17 protein-coding genes are annotated in these 18,939 nt (G+C 59.9%); 13 read left to right on the forward strand and 4 right to left on the reverse strand.

The window, feature by feature from the left end:
* Positions 1 to 307 precede the first annotated feature (307 nt).
* Positions 308 to 961: a response regulator gene (locus ACTHV6_RS05125; protein ID WP_441386204.1), complete on the forward strand. Its 654-nt coding sequence runs from the start codon at positions 308 to 310 to the stop codon at positions 959 to 961.
* 157 nt (positions 962 to 1,118) lie between these two features.
* Here the strand turns inward: ACTHV6_RS05125 and ACTHV6_RS05130 are convergent, their stop codons facing one another.
* The 3 genes from ACTHV6_RS05130 to ACTHV6_RS05140 form a co-directional block, all read right to left on the reverse strand.
* Positions 1,119 to 2,102, reverse strand: a complete 984-nt coding sequence (locus ACTHV6_RS05130) for an aldo/keto reductase (RefSeq protein WP_441386205.1) — start codon at positions 2,100 to 2,102, stop codon at positions 1,119 to 1,121.
* 85 nt (positions 2,103 to 2,187) lie between these two features.
* Complete coding sequence (locus ACTHV6_RS05135; protein WP_441386231.1) at positions 2,188 to 2,856, reverse strand: aldo/keto reductase; 669 nt, start codon at positions 2,854 to 2,856, stop codon at positions 2,188 to 2,190.
* Positions 2,857 to 2,953: 97 nt separating this feature from the next.
* Positions 2,954 to 3,874: a helix-turn-helix domain-containing protein gene (locus ACTHV6_RS05140; protein WP_441386206.1), complete on the reverse strand. Its 921-nt coding sequence runs from the start codon at positions 3,872 to 3,874 to the stop codon at positions 2,954 to 2,956.
* 137 nt (positions 3,875 to 4,011) lie between these two features.
* On the opposite strand from ACTHV6_RS05140, the gene ACTHV6_RS05145 reads away from it, so the two are divergent.
* The 11 genes from ACTHV6_RS05145 to ACTHV6_RS05195 all read left to right on the forward strand — a co-directional run bounded on the left by ACTHV6_RS05145 (position 4,012) and on the right by ACTHV6_RS05195 (position 16,604).
* Entirely contained in the window at positions 4,012 to 4,356 is a 345-nt protein-coding gene (locus tag ACTHV6_RS05145) for a carboxymuconolactone decarboxylase family protein (RefSeq protein ID WP_441386207.1), read from the forward strand.
* Positions 4,357 to 4,497: 141 nt separating this feature from the next.
* Positions 4,498 to 5,325, forward strand: a complete 828-nt coding sequence (locus ACTHV6_RS05150; protein ID WP_441386208.1) for an HAD family hydrolase — start codon at positions 4,498 to 4,500, stop codon at positions 5,323 to 5,325.
* 18 nt (positions 5,326 to 5,343) lie between these two features.
* Positions 5,344 to 8,709 (forward strand): efflux RND transporter permease subunit, encoded by a 3,366-nt coding sequence (locus ACTHV6_RS05155; RefSeq protein WP_441386209.1) that lies wholly within the window; start codon positions 5,344 to 5,346, stop codon positions 8,707 to 8,709.
* A gap of 742 nt (positions 8,710 to 9,451) precedes the next feature.
* Positions 9,452 to 10,660: a sensor histidine kinase gene (locus ACTHV6_RS05160; protein WP_441386210.1), complete on the forward strand. Its 1,209-nt coding sequence runs from the start codon at positions 9,452 to 9,454 to the stop codon at positions 10,658 to 10,660.
* A 12-nt stretch (positions 10,661 to 10,672) separates the two neighbouring features.
* Positions 10,673 to 11,335 (forward strand): response regulator, encoded by a 663-nt coding sequence (locus ACTHV6_RS05165; protein WP_441386211.1) that lies wholly within the window; start codon positions 10,673 to 10,675, stop codon positions 11,333 to 11,335.
* Positions 11,336 to 11,636: 301 nt separating this feature from the next.
* Positions 11,637 to 11,825, forward strand: a complete 189-nt coding sequence (locus tag ACTHV6_RS05170; RefSeq protein ID WP_441386212.1) for a hypothetical protein — start codon at positions 11,637 to 11,639, stop codon at positions 11,823 to 11,825.
* Between the two features lie 356 nt (positions 11,826 to 12,181).
* A complete protein-coding gene (locus ACTHV6_RS05175; RefSeq protein ID WP_441386213.1) occupies positions 12,182 to 12,802 on the forward strand; it encodes a TetR/AcrR family transcriptional regulator in 621 nt (206 codons plus the stop codon).
* A 153-nt stretch (positions 12,803 to 12,955) separates the two neighbouring features.
* The gene (locus ACTHV6_RS05180) at positions 12,956 to 13,933 is read left to right on the forward strand and encodes a diaminopimelate dehydrogenase (protein ID WP_441386214.1); all 978 of its coding nucleotides are present in this window, start codon (positions 12,956 to 12,958) and stop codon (positions 13,931 to 13,933) included.
* A gap of 82 nt (positions 13,934 to 14,015) precedes the next feature.
* Positions 14,016 to 14,732 (forward strand): ABC transporter ATP-binding protein, encoded by a 717-nt coding sequence (locus tag ACTHV6_RS05185; RefSeq protein ID WP_441386215.1) that lies wholly within the window; start codon positions 14,016 to 14,018, stop codon positions 14,730 to 14,732.
* On the forward strand, positions 14,729 to 16,108 hold the full coding sequence (locus tag ACTHV6_RS05190; RefSeq protein ID WP_441386216.1) for an FtsX-like permease family protein: 1,380 nt from the start codon (positions 14,729 to 14,731) through the stop codon (positions 16,106 to 16,108). Before ACTHV6_RS05185 ends, ACTHV6_RS05190 begins: the two co-directional genes overlap by 4 nt.
* 298 nt (positions 16,109 to 16,406) lie before the next feature.
* Positions 16,407 to 16,604 (forward strand): hypothetical protein, encoded by a 198-nt coding sequence (locus ACTHV6_RS05195; RefSeq protein ID WP_441386217.1) that lies wholly within the window; start codon positions 16,407 to 16,409, stop codon positions 16,602 to 16,604.
* Between the two features lie 293 nt (positions 16,605 to 16,897).
* Here ACTHV6_RS05195 and ACTHV6_RS05200 read toward each other — a convergent pair whose 3' ends face one another.
* Entirely contained in the window at positions 16,898 to 17,947 is a 1,050-nt protein-coding gene (locus ACTHV6_RS05200; protein ID WP_441386218.1) for a zinc-binding dehydrogenase, read from the reverse strand.
* Between the two features lie 364 nt (positions 17,948 to 18,311).
* Between ACTHV6_RS05200 and ACTHV6_RS05205 the strand changes: the two genes are divergently transcribed.
* Positions 18,312 to 18,833, forward strand: coding sequence for a NifB/NifX family molybdenum-iron cluster-binding protein (locus tag ACTHV6_RS05205; protein ID WP_441386219.1), 522 nt, complete (start codon positions 18,312 to 18,314; stop codon positions 18,831 to 18,833).
* Positions 18,834 to 18,939: the final 106 nt, after the last annotated feature.

The raw sequence follows: 18,939 nt of genomic DNA on the forward strand, positions 1-18,939 counted from the left end.
CGTATATGGTGTGAGCCGTCGCTATACGCATGGCTGCTACAGGATACGGAGTTATGTTGGCGCGGGGTGGATCGTTGTGGCTTCAGATGACGGATTCAGTTCCGTATATGGTGTGAGCCGTCGCTATACGCATGGCTGCTACAGGATACGGAGTTATCCTGACGCACGGTGGTGGAACTGTAGCGCGGTGGCGAAGCTTACGCAGTGTGGCGGCGCCGATGCGGGTTGCGGAGGTAATACGGGGTCATCCTGATGCTGGGCAAGTTGGCAAGCGGGCGAGCTGGCCCAGCACGGTAGAGTTGTGGCCATGCTTCGTGTTCTCGTGGTTGACGATCACCCTCTGGCCAGAGCTGGCATGGTGGGTGAACTAAAACGTGTAGGTGGAATGGAGATTGTGGGGGAGGCCCACGATGTTGACTCGGCCATTCAAGCTGCTCACGAGATCCGCCCGGATATCGTGCTGTTAGATGTTCATCTTCCCGGTGGGCAGGGCGGTGGTGGCGCTGAGGTTGTCAGCAGCTGCCAGAATCTGTATCCCGGCACCAAGATTCTTGCCATTTCGGTGTCCGATGCCGCGAAGGATGTGGTGGGAGTTGTCCGGGCGGGCGCTCGCGGGTATGTGACAAAGGACGTGACGGGCGAGAAGCTGGCGGATGCGATCCGGCGTGTAGCCGATGGCGATGCGGCATTCTCTGCGCGGCTGGCCGGTTTTGTGTTGGATGCTTTTGGCGCGTCGAAAGAAGACGTGGCCCAGAGCGACGATGAGCTCAACCGCCTCTCCGCCCGCGAACAGGAAGTCATGCGCCTGATCGCTCGAGGCCTCTCATATAAAGAAGTAGCATCGGACCTGTTTATCTCTATCAAGACGGTGGAGACTCACGTCTCCGCCGTGCTCCGCAAGCTCCAGCTGTCGAACAGGCACGAGCTGGCGCGTTGGGCTGCGGCCCGCCGCCTCGTGTGACTACCTATCGCTGTGCGGACCTCCGGGCACGGTGAGATTGAGTGCGAAGACTATTGCGGTTGCCATGACGCCCACCAGATGGATGGGGAGTTCACCCATCAGGTCTCTGGTGGGACGGCCGCGGTATTTCGAAACGTGTGGTGTTAAGTGGGACCTTTCACCAGGAGTAAGCCTGTGGCGCCTCACCCGGGCCGGGCCAGAACTGGTCCAATTTGGACAGGGCATCGGCATCAAGGGTGATGGTTCCGGCGTGCACGCTGGCCTCGAGGTGCCCCACTGTGCGAGCGCCGGCGATGAGCGTGGAGACGATCGGCTGGTGCAGCAGCCATGCCTGAGCGACCTCCGCCGGGGAGTGCCCAAGCTGGTCGCACAAACGCTCGTAGTCGGCGAGCTGACCGGCGAACCTGTGCAGCTGTTCTTGCACCTCGGGTGCTTTTCGGCGTACCCCGTCCTCGTCGTTTGGTAGACCGGCAAGGACGCCGCCTGCCAGCGGCCCCCAGGGGATCAAGCCGATGCCAAAATGACTGAGGGCCGGGATGAGTTCGCGTTCGATGGCACGATTGGTGAGGTTGTATTGGCTCTGTTCGGACACGAGGCCGAGGAAGTGCCGGTGCTGGGCAGTCAGCTGTGCAGTGGCGACGTCCCAGCCGGCGTAGTTGCTGGACCCGACGTAGGTGATCTTGCCGTCTGCGACGAGCTGTTCCATGGCCTGCCAAATCTCCTCGAACGGGGTGGCCCGGTCAACGTGGTGCATCTGGTACACGTCGATGTGGTCGGTCTGCAGGCGCCTCAGGCTCGCCTCGCAAGCCCGCTTGATGTGATACGCGGACAGGCGCCGGTCATTAGGGCCGAGGCCCATCGGCTGATAGACCTTCGTCGCGAGGACGATCTCGTTGCGGCGGCCAGACTTCGTGAGCCACTCGCCGATGATCTCCTCGGACGTGCCGTATCCCTGAGCCAAGTCCGGTGACTGAGGGCCGCCGTAAACATCCGCGGAATCGAAGAAATTGATGCCATTGTTGATCGCAGCATCCATAATTTCGAAGCTCGCGGCCTGATCGGTGGCATCGCCAAAGTTCATGGTGCCCAAGCCGATCCTGCTGACGAGCAGGCCGGAACGGCCCAGATGTGTGTACTCCATGGCCAGGGGGCTCCTTCAAGAGATGAGTGATAGTAGTTTCGCGGTTGGTTGGCCGATGCTGCGGAAGGACCTCGCAAGCAGGGAATCACCCGCCGGAGGGCGTGCCGTAGCCAGTAGGTTGGCGCGGGGTGTAGCCGGCTTCGAGGCGTTCGATCTCATCGTCGGTGAGAGTGAGGTCGAGGGCGGCAGCGGCGTCGGTGAGGTGATGAGGTGTAGTGGCGCCGACGATCGGGGCGGTTACGCCGGGTTTGCGCATCACCCATGCAAGCGCTACTTGCGCCATTGGCACGCCGCGCTCTCCAGCGATCTGCTCGACCGCGTCGATGATGGGTTTGTCGCGATCCTCGTACCCGCCGAAAAACCGCTCCGCCGCGGGGTCTTTCGCGGATCGGACCGTGCCAGCCTGCCCGAACGGGCGGGTCAGGCGGCCCTTGGCCAGCGGGCTCCACGGAATCGAGGCCACGCCCTGATCGGCTAATAGGGGAAACATTTCCCGCTCCTCCTCCCGCTGAAGGAGGCTGTACTGGTTCTGCATTGACACGAACTCGGTCCAACCATTGAGGCGGGCGGTGTACTGCATCTTGGAGAACTGCCACGCGGCCATCGACGAAGCCCCCAAATATCTGGCCTTTCCGGCCTTCACCACGTCGTGGAGGGCCTCCATCGTCTCCTCCACCGGAGTATCCGGATCAAAGCGGTGAATCTGGTAGAGATCGACGTAGTCCGTGCCAAGTCTGGTGAGTTTGACGTCGATCTGACGGCAGCCCTCGCGACGCTAGCGAAAAAGCGGAATCTCGGCAGATCTGCATTGGCGGCAGGTCGATCCGGCACCTTATCGATCAACATGGCCGTCACGCTCGATTCTCCCTGTCCGCAGCAACGGTGTCCCGCGCGGCGGCCACCTCGTGGGCGTCCTTAGACAGTTGCAGCCTGGCGGCTTCCCAGCTGGCTAGCAGATCGAGGCGTTCCTGGCTTTCAGAACCCGCTTCGGCGGTGTAGATGAGGAGCGACAGGCCGGGTTCGGCGGTTAACTCCATGCCCTCGTAAGTCAGGACCAGATCCCCAACATCGTGGTGATGGAAGTTCTTCGTCCCCGAACCGTGGCGGCGCACGTTGTGAGCTGCCCATCGTGTGCGGAATTCGTCGCTGCACGTGGAGAGCTCACCGATGAGATCGTGGAGCTGCTTGTCCCGCGGATCACGGCCAGCCTCGGTGCGCAGTATCGCCACCGCCACATCGGCAGCGGCTTCCCATTCGGGGTAGAACTCTCTCGCACGCTCGTCAAGGAAACAAAAACGGGCCAAGTTTCCGTGACCCGGACCATTGAGCACATGGTCGTAGAACGCTGTGGCCAGCGTGTTGGTGGCGAGGATGTCCATGCGGCCGTTGCGCACGAAAGCAGGGCCGTTGGTGACGGCTTCCAGTGCCCGTAGAAGGCCGGGTCGAGGAATCCATTTCCCAGATTGACGTCGGCGGACGGGCTCGGCGCCGTCGCGCGCTATACGGGCAAGGTCGAACAGGTGCTCGCGTTCGGCATTATCGAGCTGTAGGGCGTGCGCGAGGGCATCGAGCACGTTGTTGGATACACCGGCGATATTTCCGCGCTCGATCTTCGAATAGTATTCGACACTAATATCCGCCAGAGCGGCGACCTCACTGCGCCGCAATCCCTCCACGCGACGATTCTCCAACGTAGGGATACCACCCTCGTCCGGGGTGATCTTCGCACGCCGGGACATGAGAAACTCACGCACTTGTGCCCTGTTGTCCATGCTCCCGATACTACGAGTTTCTGTTTCGCCCGGGAACTCCCTGCTGATACACCCCACGCCAGGGCATTCCACACTGGCCCGGCAAGCGGTTTAATGGTTAGCGCCCGAATGAATTTCCACGACAAGTAGGAGCAGAGATGACTGAGAACACCGAAAACCAGCAGTCCGGATGGACCGGCGGACGCAACGCCTTCGGAGACTTCGCCCCGGGCATGGTGCACTACACCGACAAGGTTCTCTTCGACGAGGTATGGGAACGCGAGGGCTTGTCTAAGCGTGACCGCAGTCTAGTCACCATCTCGGCGCTCACGGCGCTGGGGAAGATGGATCAGCTGCAGTTCCACCTCGACTTCGCACGGCAGAACGGCGTCACCGACGAGGAACTGAAAGAAGCCCTGCTCCACTTGGCGTTCTACGCCGGCTGGCCCAACGGCATGGGGGCAACCACCGTGCTGAAGAACATCATCGAAGGCAAGAACTAATGTGTTGCCCGTTCGGTGCAAGCCGGCCTGAGCTCGTGGGGTGAACACCTCCCGCCGCCTCGTCTAGCACCACTACCGCGGGCGGCGAAGCCCACATGGTCGCGCGCGCAACTCCACGCGTGAATCTGGGAAGATAGTTCAGTGAAGCGACTCGTATTTCTGGATGTAGACGGCACTCTGATCAATGGGAATCAAGAAATCCCCGGTTCTGCGCGGGCCGCGATCCGCGAAGCGCTGGCGGCTGGCCACACTCTGATTATCTGTACGGGGCGCGCCAAGCCGGAGATCTACCCATTCCTGTGGGATTTGGGCTTCCAAGGCTTCATCGGATGCAACGGCGCATATGGAGATCTGGGTGGCGAACGCATTTTTGCGGATTTGATGCCGGCCTCTGATGTGAGCGAAATATGTAGTTGGCTGGAAGAAAATGGTGCCGCTTGGCTGTGGCAGGGCACGGACACCCTGTACCCGCACGGTTTCTTCTTGGATGTCTTCAAGCAGGATGAAAGCGAAGGCGGCGTATCGGGAGATTGGTCTGGCTTTTTGCGGCAGATCGAGCCGGCGCTCGATTGGAGTGTGCCTGAGCGAGCACTGAAAGTCACCTTCGTATTCCCGAAGGATTCACCGGTGGGAATGGCCGAGGCCGTCGAACGATTCGGCGATCGTTTCTGCATTCTTCCCGGGTCCCTTGTCCCCGGCGGATTTCACGATATGTCTGAACTCACAGCGAAGGGAATGTCCAAAGCGGTGGGGGTCAAAGCGTTCGCGAAGCATCTGGGCGTTGACTTGAGTGACGTCATTGCTTTTGGGGATTCTGCCAACGATCGCGAGATGCTTGAAGCCGTTGGCCACGGTATCGCGATGGGTAACCATAGAGATGGAATTGAAGAAGTAGCCGCGTGGACTACGAGATCGGTTGACGACGACGGGTTGGCCTTTGGCTTCCGTGAGCTGGGACTGATTAAGTAGTTCGATAGACTGCCGATCATGGATAGATTGGCACGCGCATCACTCCGAAATCGATCGTTTGTGGCGCTCGTCTGTATCGCGGCAGCGATATTGGGTGGGCTTTCCATGTCGTCAATGAAGCAAGAACTTATACCTCAGGTTGAGCTTCCTGCTGTTTCGGTTGTGGTGGTTTCTCCGGGTGCCACGGCTGACCAAATCAATGACCGTGTGGCCGTGCCTATTGAACAGCAGATGGCCACGGTTCCTGAGGTCAAGGGGACCACCACTAACTCGTCCTCTTCCTACGGCATGGTGACCGTGGAGTTGGAGTATGGGACCGAGCTTTCGCGTGCTACCGCAAAGATCGAGCAGTCCATTTCTGAGATTGACGATACGTTCCCAGAAGATACCTCCGTTGAGGTAACCTCGGGAGGTTCTTCAGATATTCCGCTCGCCCAGATTGGTGTAACGAGCGATGGTGATGCGCTGCAGACTGCGCAGAACGTGCGCGGCTCCGTCATTCCGCAACTGGAGAAGATTGATGGCATTGCCTCAGCCCAGTTGATTGGCGCACCGGAGCAGCGGGTCACGATCTCGCTCAATATGGAGGCAGCAGCAACCCAAGGGGTGAGCCCGGATGCCATTCAAGATGCGCTGGACAACAACGGGTTGTCCGTCCCGGCTGGAACCGTTTCGGGAGACGATCACACACTCGACGTAACGATTGGCGAGGATATTGATTCGCTGGATGGACTGAAGGAGATTCCACTTCAGGCCACGGACCCGTTGACTGGTCAAGACGGATCGGTTGCTCTGGGGGATGTAGCGGACGTTGAGCTCACTGGGGAAACGCCCCAGCTAGCTGCCCGGATCGATGGCAAGCCAGCCGTTGCCATGATCGTGTTCCCCACGGCCAATGCGAACATTGTTGAAACCTCTGAGGCCCTCAACGATGCCCTCGCTGATAACACTGACATGGTGGGCGAAGGTGCAGCCTTTACCACGATCTTCGATCAGGCACCCTTCATCACCAGCTCTATCGAGGCTCTCGCTGAAGAGGGTGTCATGGGCCTTGTCATGGCCGTGGCGGTGATTCTCATCTTCCTCGTGTCCGTTCGTCCCACCCTTGTGACGGCAATTTCCATCCCCATGTCGTTGCTCCTCGCGTTCATCTTTATGAACTTGGCGGGCTACTCGCTCAACATGCTGACGCTCTCCGCGCTGATCATCACGATTGGGCGCGTGGTGGACGATTCCATCGTGGTGATTGAGAACATCAAGCGGCACCTTGAATACGGGGATCCCAAGCGCAGGGCGATCCTCACAGCTGTCAAGGAAGTGGCCTCCGCGATCACGGCGTCCACGATTGTCACCTGCCTTGTGTTCATCCCGGTTGGCTTCGTCTCCGGCATGGTGGGAGAGCTCTTCCGTCCGTTCGCTCTGACCGTCGTGCTAGCGATGGCGGCGTCACTCTTTGTTTCGCTGACGATCATTCCGGTGCTTGCCTACTGGTTCCTTCGCCCCTCTAAGGCTGCCCGTGCATCTGAGGAAGCGGTGCGAGCTGCAGAATCGGCCAGCCAGGTGATCGAATCTCGAACTGCGGAGCAGGCACGCGAAAAGGCTGATCGCCTGCTGGCAGAGCAGCGTGATGCCGCCGAGGTCAAGGAACAGAAGTCGTGGCTGCGCCGCGGTTACCGCCCGGTACTGAACGGCACGCAGAAGCACCCAGTGATCACGCTGGTAACTGCTGTTGCTATTTTGGGTGGCACGGGTGCGCTGTACCCGCTGCTGAACCAAAATTTGCTGGGTGATACCGGCCAGAATATGGTGATGCTATCTCAGGAGGCCCCTGCTGGTACCGATTTGGAGGGCCTGACCGATCGGGCGGCCGTCGCAGAAGAAGCGCTCGGGGACGTGGCCGGCGTGGAGTCTGTAGCCACGACCGTTGGCGGTGCGGGAATGGGCCAATCTGGTTCCACAATTTCTTACGTTGTCACGACGGATGAGGATGCGGATCAAGAGGAGCTGAGCCAGACGCTTGAAGACACGTTGGCTGAGAACTCCTCTGGCGATCAGACGGGCGCCTCGGAGATGGAGGGGCTGACCTCCAGTTCCGTTGATATCAACATCGTGGCGAATAACGAAGAGACTCTTCAGGAAGCCAACGATGTTCTCTTTGATGCGCTGCAAGGCGTTGAGGGAAGCCGTCAGGTCACCACGAACCTTTCGGCCGAACAACCGTCCGTCAAGGTGACTGTGGATAGGGAAGCGGCGGCTGCCGGTGGTATGAGCGAGAACGATATCGTGGGCCTGATCGCGGCTCAGATCGTCTCCCCGTCCATTGGGCAGATCACCCTGAACAACATTGACACGGATATCTACGTGAAGCTGACGGATCCGGTGACAAGCTTGGATGACCTCCAGAACATGGAGATTATGGGCCAGCCGATCTCCGCCTTTGCCACTGTGGAGGAAGTAAACGTTGTCCCGAGCGTTGTGACCATCAATGGTCAGCAGACGGCCACCATTTCCGTGACAGCGGAAGACCCGGACGAACTGGGAACGGTTCGTGACAACGTAGCAGAGATTGTGGAATCCACTGATCTTCCCGCGGGCGCTACAACAACTGAAGCGGGCGCGGCCGCGCAGCTGAACGAAGTGTTCGGTCAGCTTGGCTTGGCTCTGGCCGCTGCGGTACTGCTGATCTACGTAGTGTTGGTGTGGATTTTCAAGAGTCTGACCCAACCGTTGATCCTGCTAGTTTCCATCCCGTTCGCGGCGATCGGCGCATTCTTGGCTATGTTGATGACTGGCACACCGCTCGGTATCTCTTCGCTCATCGGCCTCCTCATGCTCGCTGGCATCGTGGTAACCAATGCGATTGTGCTGATCGATCTGATTAACCAGTATCGCCGCCGCGGAATGGACATGGATGAGGCAATCGATCTTGGCGCTCAGCGCCGCCTCCGCCCGATCATCATGACGGCGCTGGCCACGATCGCTGCGCTGGTGCCGATGGCACTCGGGATCACGGGGCAAGCCGGGTTTATTTCTCAGCCGCTTGCCGTCACGGTGATTGGCGGCCTGATCTCCTCCACGCTCCTGACGCTGATTCTGCTGCCTGTGCTTTACCGCCTGACGCAGAAGAACGCCATTAAAAAGGAGGATCTAGAGGCCGAAGCCGAAGAGGATCGCGATTTCGAGCAATCTGATCGTGCCCGCTCCTCACGCCCCGTGCCCGCAGCAATCACTGCCGGTGCAGCTGAATCGGCGTCTACTTCTGGTGCGAAGCCGGGCGGCTCGGATTCTTCGGCTTTGGACAACTCCGAAACCTCAGGCCGGGGCAACCGAAAGAACAGGAGCCATCGCAATCACCTCTTTGGCCGAGGCCGGAACAAGCGCTAATCGCGCAGAAAAGCAACTGAACAATATGCCGCGCGGGACTCATCGCTACCCGCATGGCGCCTCTTTGGGCGCAAGTAGGGTTCGTCAACAATCCGCCGCGAGGGACTGAGCAAGCACAGCGAGCTTGCTCAGTCCTTTGGTGTACCGTGGGCTTATCCGTGGGATGCCATCGTTGGAGTCCCCACACTTTCGAATCGGGTGACACAATGCTGAACGAATCACAACCTGCAAACCGCCACACACCCAGCGGATCAAAACATGTGACCGGCGCCCTTCTATTTGCTTCGGCTGCGGCTGGATTAGTCCTCGTACCGGCGCTTGAGAGCTTTCGTATTGTCTTCATTGCGATGTCTCTAGGTTTCTCACTACTTACGCTGTTCTTGCTGATACGAAGGTCAGCTCGGGCTGGAACAAAGCGAGACTAACCTTGGTCTTGCACCATACAGTTCGAAGGCTTTTGTGCTGTGCTTTGTGCAAAAACTCTTCTTAGAATCCCAGCTGGAGTCCTGAACGATGCGCGGGAACTCCGCACCAGCGTGGTGGCAGTTGGCTAACTATGCTCGCAAAGCAAGGATCGGTCGCGCGATAAGACGGTGTCGTAAAAGTTAGGACGTCTTTACCCCCATAAAACCTGCCCGGTAGCGGTAAGATGAACCGAAGGTTGGCGCTGCGGCCGTGCAGATGGCAGGGCGCCAGTTGGTCCGCAGTGCAACGATGCGCCCAGTTGTGTGAGGAGCGAAGGATGTCTGATACCCCGCGCCCTCGCTCCATGTGGCGTCCTCACCTTCGCACCCGCCAGCGCGATATGCGAGTGGGGGCCGGTCTGATTCTGGGGGCCGGACTTCTTGTCCTGTCCGTCGCCACCTCGCAGAACGTGGACTGGGGCAGCTTCGGATTCGCACTACTCTTTGGTTCATGCGCGGCCGTGGCACTCTCTGGCATGTTTCCTCGCACATCCGCCACGGTGTTGGCCGTGGTGTATCCGCTCGTCTGGTTTACTCCTGAACGCACCCTTCAGCTTGCCTCCATCTCCATCTTCATCGTGGTGGTGATGCTGCTCTGGAATAGGGAACACCTTGCTGCCGCGATTTTCGGCCTGTGGTATTACCTGTGGTCGGTCATCCTCATGATCCCCACAAGCTCCACATCGGAGCTCGTCACGGGCGGCTTCGTATGGGCTGGCCTGCTGGCCGCATTTGCGGTTGTGGGTGAACTGCTTGGGCGCCAGTACACGGCCAATGAGCAGTTGGAGGCCCGCCGCCGCAAAGAGCTCGCTGACCAGCGCCTAGCGATTGCCCGCGAACTCCATGACACCGTCGTCTACTCCACCACGATCATGGTGATGCGTGCCGAGGCGGCCAAACTCAACGTGGCACGGTCTCCCTGCGCAACAACCGACGATTCTCAAGCAGAGGACTGGGCTGCCAACGTCTCAGAGGATCTGGAGTCCATCGCGAACACGGGCCGGCGCGCCACGGCAGATCTGCGAGCGATGCTGGCCGTGCTCCGTGTATCCGAATCTGATGCCGCTGGGACACCTGAAACCGAACGCTTCACGATCCCCCAGACGTCTCTCCGCCAGGTACTTCGCGAGCAAGCGGACAAAGTGGAAAAGTCCGGCCTGACGGTTCAGATGGCCGTGGAAGGTGACGTCACGACCCTCCCAGAGGACGTCACGTCCGCTCTGGCTATGATCGTCACGGAGGCGTGTTCCAACATGGTCAAGCACGCCAGCCGCAGCGCCCCTGCCACCATCATGATTGATGTTCAGGACGATGCCGTTGAAGGGGCCTTCGTTAACGGACTGGTCTCCGCACGCGCGGGCAGGGAGCGGCAGGGCTACGGTTTGACGGGCCTACAGGAGCGGGCAGAAACTTTGGGAGGAACCGTGGATTTCTCCACAACCGAATCACGCTGGATCATTCGAGTATCCATCCCAACAAAAAGATAGGCGGTGAATACGATGGGTGAAACTGGGATACGGGCGGCGCGCGTCGTCGTCGTCGACGATGATGAACTCGTACGTGAAAACATCCGAACCTACCTTGCGGGCGCACGTGATATCGAAATCGTGGGTGTGGGGGCTACGGGGTTCGAGGCCACGCGGCTCGCGGGTGCGCTGGAGCCGGACATCGTGATGATGGACATTCGGATGCCCGTGATGGATGGGATTTCCGCCGCGGAGCAGATTCGTAGTTTGTATCCGCATATTAAAGTGGTCCTGCTGACGACGTTTGACGACGACGACGCCATGCTTGCCGGGCTCCGCGCTGGCGTTGCCGGGTTTCTCCTCAAGAGCACATCGCCGGAGGATCTGGTACACGGACTGCGCCAGGTGATGGCGGGAGGGACAGTGGTGTCTCCTGGCCCCACCGCGCGCCTCGTGCGTGACTATCTTGTGCGGCCCGAGCCCGTTGATCAGATGGACGTGGAGTTTTCTGTGCGTGAGCAGGAGGTGCTGGAGCTACTGTGCCAGGCCTATACGAATCAGGAGATCGCGGAGAAGCTGTACGTGCGCGAATCCACCGTGAAATCCCACGTGTCCTCCATCATGGCCAAGCTGGGTGTCAGTAGCCGTCTGAAGGTTGTGGTGAGGGCTCACGAGCTGGGGTTGGTGCGGCATTAGGGCGAGGGGTGTGCGAGTGGCCTAAGCCTGTGGGGGCGCGAAAGGTCTAGGCCGTTTGGCCCAGGCGGAGGCGGGATAACTCTTTGAATCCACGTTGTTTCTCAGATAGTAGCTACGGAGTCTCAGCATATGGCTTTTCAGGCAACTGGTTTGAGCAGTAATCTGAGGGCGAGGGCGAGTAAACCGCGGAACGGCACGGATCTCCTACTTTAGTAGGAGTGCAAGTTCCTACTTTCGGGGGAGAGACTCCCGGGGGTCCTCTCGATAGGCTTATGCCGTTGGACGAAAAGGGAGGATTTCGATGATGAAGACCGCAGCATTGACTGCCGCAGCTGGCTTGGTGTTGGTTGGCGCGGTTGGTCCATTCGCAGGCGCGGCTGAAATCGAGGTAAACGATACAAGATCTCCGGTATCGGTTACTGAGGCGCAAATTCAGCCAATGTTCCTGTGCTCGTGGTTCCCATACCTGCGTCCACTCTGCAACGGCTAACGCCGTGGAGATAACAGAATAGATCTACCGATGATTGGTGGTTGAGCTTTTTCGGATACGGCTCCATCATTTCAAGGTGTAGTTGGTGGATCACCAAGGTGTGAGGCTCGGACGTAGCGTGAACGTCCGGGCCTTGCACTGGGTGTCAGACTACTTGGTCTCGAACTGCGTAGTCTCAGACTGTCTGGTCTCAGCCTGCCTGAGCCGTTCCACGTGTGGGCCAGTCTGTGTCCGGACCCTTCACCCGGCATTCCGTATCTGGGCTCATCACCTGCCGTTCCGTATCTGGGTAATACTGCTGCGATTGGGGACGGCCCTGTCTTGTAGGATTCATGGTGAGACATGGAGGTAATGGCATGCCCAAGATTGACGCGCCCACTGTTCGTGAGCACCATGCAATGGTTAAACAAAAGCTCATTGCTGCCGCGGAGGCTGTGCTGCGCGAGAAGGGCCCAGAGGGGCTGAGCGCTGGCGCCGTGGCCGAGCAGGCCGGCATTGCGCGCAATTCCATCTACCGATACGTGGATTCGGTAGATGATCTCAAGCTGTTGGCACTCGAGCAGCACGTTCCACGGTGGTCGGCGGCGGTGTTCTCCCAGATCAACCCGGGGGATGGCCCAGCACAGAAGCTCGCGGATTTCGCTGTGGCCAGCCTGTACCAAACCAAGGATTCCTCCCATGGTTTCCTCATGAGCCTCATGCGTAATGGCGTTCGCCAGCACACCATTTCCCACGAACGCGCCCGTGCACAAACAGAAGTGAAGTCCATTCATGTGGAGGTCAGTAGCTTCATCCACGATCAGTGGATCGAACTGGGTGTTTCGAACCCAGAGGTGTGGGCAGGATATGTTCAGGCTATTATTTTTGAATCGTTTGGTCAGGTGGAAGCGGGTGCGAATGTTGAGGAACTCGCTGAACCGCTTCGCGAATCTGTACGCGCGCTCGCACGTGCTGCGGCGGCCGAACAGGGCCAATAGTCAGAGCCTGTGAACACTGGCCAGCCAACGCTATGGGGTCAGCACATAGGAGGGCGGGCTTGCGGACTCTGAGTAGAACGGGGCCCGAGTAGAACGGGCCTGAGAAGCATCAACAAGAACTGTGATACATCAACAAGTCAGAACGGCAAGGTCATGGAAAAAATCAAGGTAGCGATCAACGGGTATGGCAATCTGGGGCGGGCTGTGGAGCTTGCTGTTGGCCGTAGTGCGGACATGGAGCTGGTGGCCATTTTTACACGCCGTGATCCAGCCGATCTGGAAACCGCGAGCGGCTTGGCAGCGCCTTCTTCCGAGATGGCCAGATGGGTTGGCAACATTGATGTGTGCATCAACTGTGGAGGCTCAGCAACTGACCTGCGGGATCAAACCCCCGAGGCGTCCACGCTGTTCAACGTTGTGGACACCTTTGATACGCACGCAGCTATCCCTCAGCATTTCGCCGTTGTCGATCAGGTGGCCCGCGAAAATGACCGCCTTGCCCTCATTTCCACTGGCTGGGATCCTGGCCTTTTCTCCCTCAATCGCCTGATCGGTGAATCGATCCTGCCCGAAGGCGAAACCTATACGTTCTGGGGCCCTGGCCTTTCTCAGGGGCATTCGGATGCCCTTCGCCGGATCGAGGGCGTCGCTGCTGCCGTCCAGTACACCATCCCGAACGAGGGAGCGCTGGACCGCATCCATGCCGGAGAGCATCTTGAACTGACCACCCGCGAAAAGCACCGGCGCGAATGCTGGGTCGTGCTGGCGGATGGCGCGGATGGCGATGCTATTCGCGAGACTATTGTCAGTATGCCCAACTACTTTGCCGATTATGACACCACGGTGAACTTCATCAGTCAGGAAGAGTTTGATCGTGATCACACGGGCATGCCGCACGGCGGAACCGTGATCCGTCAGGGCCAAACCAGCGAGGGCACCTCTCAGGTAATCTCCTTCAAGCTGGCGCTGGATTCGAATCCGGAGTTCACGGGGGCAGTTGCGTGTGCGACGGCTCGGGCCGTGGCGCGCATGGCGGCCGAGGGCCAGCGTGGCGCCATCACCTTGTTCGATGTGCCACCGGCCAAGCTCTCTCCCGAGGACCCGGCGCAGTTGCGCAAGCGCCTGCTTTAGGGTGGGCCGGTAGACCCAGCTCTACCCCAGAAGGATAGGTGGGCTGATGGCGGGTGCGGGCGGGCGCCGGTTGAATAGATGTATGAACTCAGGAACTGAAGGAATGCTAGCGGGCCGTGGGCTCGTGAAGAAGTTTGGCTCGGTCGCAGCGCTGGCCGGCGTGGATATCGATATTCCCGCTGGCCAGGCGTTGGCAATCATGGGGCCGTCGGGTTCCGGCAAATCGACCCTGCTGCACTGCCTATCAGGCATTCTGGCGCCCACGTCTGGAACCGTGGCGCTGGGGCACCGCTGGATTTCAGAGCTTTCGGACGCCAAGCGTTCGCAGGTTCGCCTGCACGAGTTTGGCTTCGTATTCCAAGACGGGCAGCTCATCCCCGAACTCCCGGCGCGTGAGAATGTGGCAATCCCGCTCATGTTGTGCGGGACGGGGCGCCGCCAAGCGCTCGAGGTGGCCGATCAGTGGTTGGCGAGGCTCGGGCTGGGCTCCGAGGGCCAGCGCAGGCCCGGCGAAATGTCCGGTGGGCAGGCTCAAAGGGTGGCCATTGCTCGTGCGTTGGCCGTTGATCCGGCCGTGATTTTTGCGGACGAACCAACGGGAGCTCTGGATCAGGCTACCGGTCACGAAGTGATGCAGCTGCTGACAGTGACGGCGCGGCGGACTGGGTCCACCCTTGTGGTGGTCACCCACGATCCGCAGGTGGCGGCGTGGTGCGATCGGCTCGTGGAGATCCGCGACGGCAGAATTCATGCCGATTCAGCTGAGGTTTCCAGTGTAGGGGCGGGTGAGGCCCGATGAAGCAAGCACTTCGGCTAGCTCCGGAACTCACGGCCGCGCGGCTCAAGGCACGAACGGGCGATGCATGGCTGGATCTGCTGGCTGTCCTATCCTTCGCCTTGTCCACCCTCATGGCGCTCACTCTTGCCGGTGGCGTGTGGATGTTTTATCAGTGGAGTGAAAACCCCACTGCGCGTCAGGTGGCTCTGGGAGAGCAGATCGAGTGGGCCCCGGACGGCGACTACTTGACCTTGTACTTGTCGCTGGCGTTCGCTGCGTCGGCTCTACTGGTGATTCCGATCTTTTCGCTTGGTGCCTCGGCGGCGCGACTGGGTGCGCGTGGGCGTTCCCAGCGGCTCTCCTCCCTACGGCTGATCGGCGTGACCGGCGGGCAGACCGTTGCCATGTCCCTCGTTGAAACGCTCGTACAGTGGGTGCTTGGCGCGGTGGTGGGAACGATCGCCTACTACGCCACGTTGCCGCTGTGGGGGAGCGTGACGTTCCTCGAAGAGAGTATTCATCCGTCCGAAATGATGCTCCCGGTGGGGCTGGAGCTAGCCGTGTTGGCGTTCCTCTTGGTGATCGCCGTGCTGTCCACGATTATCGGGCTGCAGCGCGTGCGCATCTCCCCGCTGGGCGTTGCGCGGCGAGAGGCCAATCCTGCCGTCAAGCACTGGCGGCCGGTCGCGTTTTTTGCGGCTCTCATTGTTTATGTTGTGTGGGCGCTCAACAACCCGGCAACGGCCGGTGATTCCATCCAGTACATCGTCATGGCCGGCATGATCCTCATGATGGTGGCAGGCATTTCAGTTGTTGGCCCATGGATACTGCAGCTATTTGCCTATCCCGGCACGAAAACGAACTCCGTGCCGCGCTTGCTGGGTATGCGCCGAATTCTCGACGATCCGCGGAGCGCGTGGCGCACGGTCAACGCCATTTCGCTACTGTGCTTCATGGCTGGATTCTTCGCGTTGATCCCGATGGAGGCAGGGGATTCCGGCAACTTCCTGTTTGAGGACATCTTTACGGGGCTGATGATTACACTCGGCTTTGGGTTCGCAGTTGCCGCCCTGTCCACTCTTATGAATCAATCGGCCACCGTGTTCGATCGTGCTCCCGAAACGAGTGCACTCGGACAGGTCGGGTTCCCGCGGCGCGTGTTCACATGGACCCGCATCTATCAGGTGATGGGGCCGCTTTTGCTGGCCTCGGTTGCCTCAGCGATGCTCGGCTTAGCGCTGGGTATGGTGTCCGCCGCGTCGCAGGTCTCCACTTCCGGAATCATCCGCGTGGGCATCACTGTGTTGGTAGGCGTAGCGCTCTCTGGAGTGGCGCTCGCGGTGTGCCAGCCACTTGAGCGCCACGTTGTGGAGAGCCGCGGGCGCGCCAACGATTAGTTGGGGTGGGCCACGCATTACAGGCGTCCGCCGAACGGAATCCCCGATATACTGTTTCCATCATGATCGGCCCGCTCGCCTCACGGCTCGGGCCGATTTTCTTTTCGTGGGGGTGCCGAAGGTGGACTACGACAACTGTGGCCCGCTTAGCTATACGGCATGAGGCTGAGCTGCATCGCGCGGACCCGCAAAGGTAGTTCACAGCTTGATCGGCTTGATCCTGCAGTTAATGTCTACGTGGCCGGACAGCGAGCGTCGCAATGTAGACGTAAACGTCTACACGAGCTACCGTTCGAACATGAGCGATACAACGACGATCCGGATCAGTCGAGCTACGCGTGACATCCTCAATGATCTGGCGGCCCGGCGTGGAGAGTCCCTGACCGAGACCGTCTCCCGCGGTGCACGACTGCTCGAACAAGAAACTATCGGACGCGACCTCTCCATGCCGTTGCGGGACGATGAACTTACTTGGCTTGATGCTGACGCCCGGTAGTGCTTCGGCAGATCCGCGACACCATCACGATCATCATCGATGCTTGAGCCGCACGATAATGAGTTAAGAGCCCTCTTTCGTAGATGACGAAGGAGGCTTCTTGTCATCTGCTCATCCCACAGCCACCGAGAGTGCGCCTGTGCAGCGAGAGTTAGCCTAGTGTCCGAACTTTCGAGGGACGTTCGAACTCTCGTTACTGTGGCCCTGCGCTGTGGTCCGGCACTGTGGTCCCACCTCTATGTCAGGAGCTGCGGACCGCTCAGGCTCACGGGACGCGTGCAGCCTCTTCGGACTCACGGGATGAGCGCCACCTTGAGAGCCTCACGGGAGTCCATCGCACGGTAGGCCTCTGGCGCCTTGTCCAGTGGGAGCGCGAGATCGAAAACCCGCCCGGGGTTGATCTGACCATCCAGCACCTGCGGGATAGCGTCCTCCAAGTACGCGCGCACTGGGGCCGGGCCGCCGGCGAGGCGTGCATTCTTTCCGAACAATGAACCGTAGCCAACCGGCGCTTTTTCGTACTGCGGAACACCGACACGGGAGATGATCCCGCCGGGACGCACGATCGAGTACGCCTGTTCGTAAGCTGGCATGTGCCCAACGGCTTCGAGGACGATGGGTGTTCCCTCCCCGCCTGTCAGCTCAAGAACCTTCGCAACGGCCTGGTCCCCGCGCTCAGACACAACATCTGTTGCTCCCCACTCGACGCCCAGATCGGTGCGTACATCGTGGTGTCCCAGCAGAATGATGCGCTCGGCACCCAGCTGGCGGGAGGCAAGTACGGCAGATAAACCAACAGCCCCGTCGCCGATCACCGCGACGGTCGCCCCGGGAGACACCTGCCCCATGTGCGCGGCGTGATACCCGGTCAGATACACATCCGAGAGCGCCAGAAGTGAAGAGAGCGTCCCCTCGCCCGCGGTGGCAGGATCGATGCCAGGGACGGGGACGAGGCTGCCATCAGCCTGAGGGATCCGGGCGTATTCGGCCTGTAGCACAGGGACTTCGGCACCGCCGTATCCGCCGCCATGTAGGCAGGAGCTCTGAAGTCCTTCGCGGCAGAAAACGCACGTATTGTCCTGCCACAGGAACGGGACCACCGCGAAATCGCCTGGCTTCACACCATGGACGCCCGCACCAGTCTCCTCCACCACGGCGATCGCTTCGTGGCCCATGGATCTGCCATCGGGAGTAGCGGGCATCGAATGATAACGGTGCAGGTCCGATCCGCATACGCACGCTCTGACGATGCGAACGATCGCATCCGTGGGCTCCTTGATCACCGGATCATCGGCGGTCGCCACTCGCACATCACCTGCGCCATACATGTACGTTGCTTTCATTCCATCAACCTCTGCCTTCTAAGATGTGCGCCCGGCGGCCGCGCTATGGACGCATGTCCTTCTGCGGTTCTCTCGCGCTGTCACTCATCATTCAACACCCTGAACCACGCATATGGGAGGAACTATCGCTACGGGTATAGCCGCTGCCTTGACGCACGTTGCGAGGACGTTGCCGTGACTGCCATCCAACTGGTGCCGAACGTTCCCGCCGTCGTCCCAAATTTCCGCGCAGTCCTGCGAGAAACCAGTCACCCTAGGACCGATGGCCTTTTCACCGGGCTTTTTGTGTGAAATTGTTGAACTAGTGAACAATTCAAGTTCGCACCGGTTCGCGCCGGGACGAGACTCGACATAAGGTAGAACCATGATTATCGCAACACCTGTTATGCCAGATGGTCAAATTGACCCCCGCTGGGGCAAGGCGCCACGCGTTGCCGTCACCGAGATTGAGGACGGCGTTATCGAGCGCTGGGATGAGCATGAGGTGGGCTGGGACGTTCTTCATGACGAAGGTGCACATGGAACTCACCACGCCCGCATCGTCAAGTTCCTGCGCGAGAACAACGTTGATGCCGTGATTATTGCCCGCTGTGGCGCGCCGATGCTCAACACGATGCAGAAGATGGGCCTCATCATCGCCCTTGACGCCGAGGGCCCGGCCCGCGACGTAGCGCTCAACACCGCCCCGAAGATCCAGGAGATTCTGGAGATGGAAGATGGTGGCGGATGCTGCGGAGGCGGCGGTGAAGGCGGCGGCTGCGGTTGTGGCGGCGGAGCTCAGGCCGAAGATCGCCCGGAGCTGGAACTCGCTCAGGTTGGTGCGGGTGCCAGTGAAGGCGGATGCTGCGGCGGCGGTGGCGGCGGCTGTGGCTGCGGCGGTCACTGAGACTGATACCTAGTAGTTTGCTCCCCGGAGGCTGGTTTGGCTTCCGGGGAGTTTTGTTTTTTGACGACGACGGCGGAGCCTGCCCCGCCGTGGCCCGTGCGACGAG

It is taken from the genome of Ancrocorticia sp. (assembly GCF_052089425.1).
In the GTDB taxonomy this organism is placed as follows: Bacteria; Actinomycetota; Actinomycetes; order Actinomycetales; family Actinomycetaceae; genus Ancrocorticia.

Bases quoted from the DNA above. Each gene is read 5' to 3' on its own strand.
- ACTHV6_RS05125 (WP_441386204.1), top strand. From the start codon at position 308: ATGCTTCGTGTTCTCGTGGTTGACGATCACCCTCTGGCCAGAGCTGGC.
- ACTHV6_RS05130 (WP_441386205.1), bottom strand. From the start codon at position 2,102: ATGGAGTACACACATCTGGGCCGTTCCGGCCTGCTCGTCAGCAGGATC.
- ACTHV6_RS05140 (WP_441386206.1), bottom strand. From the start codon at position 3,874: ATGGACAACAGGGCACAAGTGCGTGAGTTTCTCATGTCCCGGCGTGCG.
- ACTHV6_RS05145 (WP_441386207.1), top strand. From the start codon at position 4,012: ATGACTGAGAACACCGAAAACCAGCAGTCCGGATGGACCGGCGGACGC.
- ACTHV6_RS05155 (WP_441386209.1), top strand. From the start codon at position 5,344: ATGGATAGATTGGCACGCGCATCACTCCGAAATCGATCGTTTGTGGCG.
- ACTHV6_RS05160 (WP_441386210.1), top strand. From the start codon at position 9,452: ATGTCTGATACCCCGCGCCCTCGCTCCATGTGGCGTCCTCACCTTCGC.
- ACTHV6_RS05165 (WP_441386211.1), top strand. From the start codon at position 10,673: ATGGGTGAAACTGGGATACGGGCGGCGCGCGTCGTCGTCGTCGACGAT.
- ACTHV6_RS05170 (WP_441386212.1), top strand. From the start codon at position 11,637: ATGATGAAGACCGCAGCATTGACTGCCGCAGCTGGCTTGGTGTTGGTT.
- ACTHV6_RS05175 (WP_441386213.1), top strand. From the start codon at position 12,182: ATGCCCAAGATTGACGCGCCCACTGTTCGTGAGCACCATGCAATGGTT.
- ACTHV6_RS05180 (WP_441386214.1), top strand. From the start codon at position 12,956: ATGGAAAAAATCAAGGTAGCGATCAACGGGTATGGCAATCTGGGGCGG.
- ACTHV6_RS05185 (WP_441386215.1), top strand. From the start codon at position 14,016: ATGAACTCAGGAACTGAAGGAATGCTAGCGGGCCGTGGGCTCGTGAAG.
- ACTHV6_RS05190 (WP_441386216.1), top strand. From the start codon at position 14,729: ATGAAGCAAGCACTTCGGCTAGCTCCGGAACTCACGGCCGCGCGGCTC.
- ACTHV6_RS05195 (WP_441386217.1), top strand. From the start codon at position 16,407: ATGAGCGATACAACGACGATCCGGATCAGTCGAGCTACGCGTGACATC.
- ACTHV6_RS05200 (WP_441386218.1), bottom strand. From the start codon at position 17,947: ATGAAAGCAACGTACATGTATGGCGCAGGTGATGTGCGAGTGGCGACC.
- ACTHV6_RS05205 (WP_441386219.1), top strand. From the start codon at position 18,312: ATGATTATCGCAACACCTGTTATGCCAGATGGTCAAATTGACCCCCGC.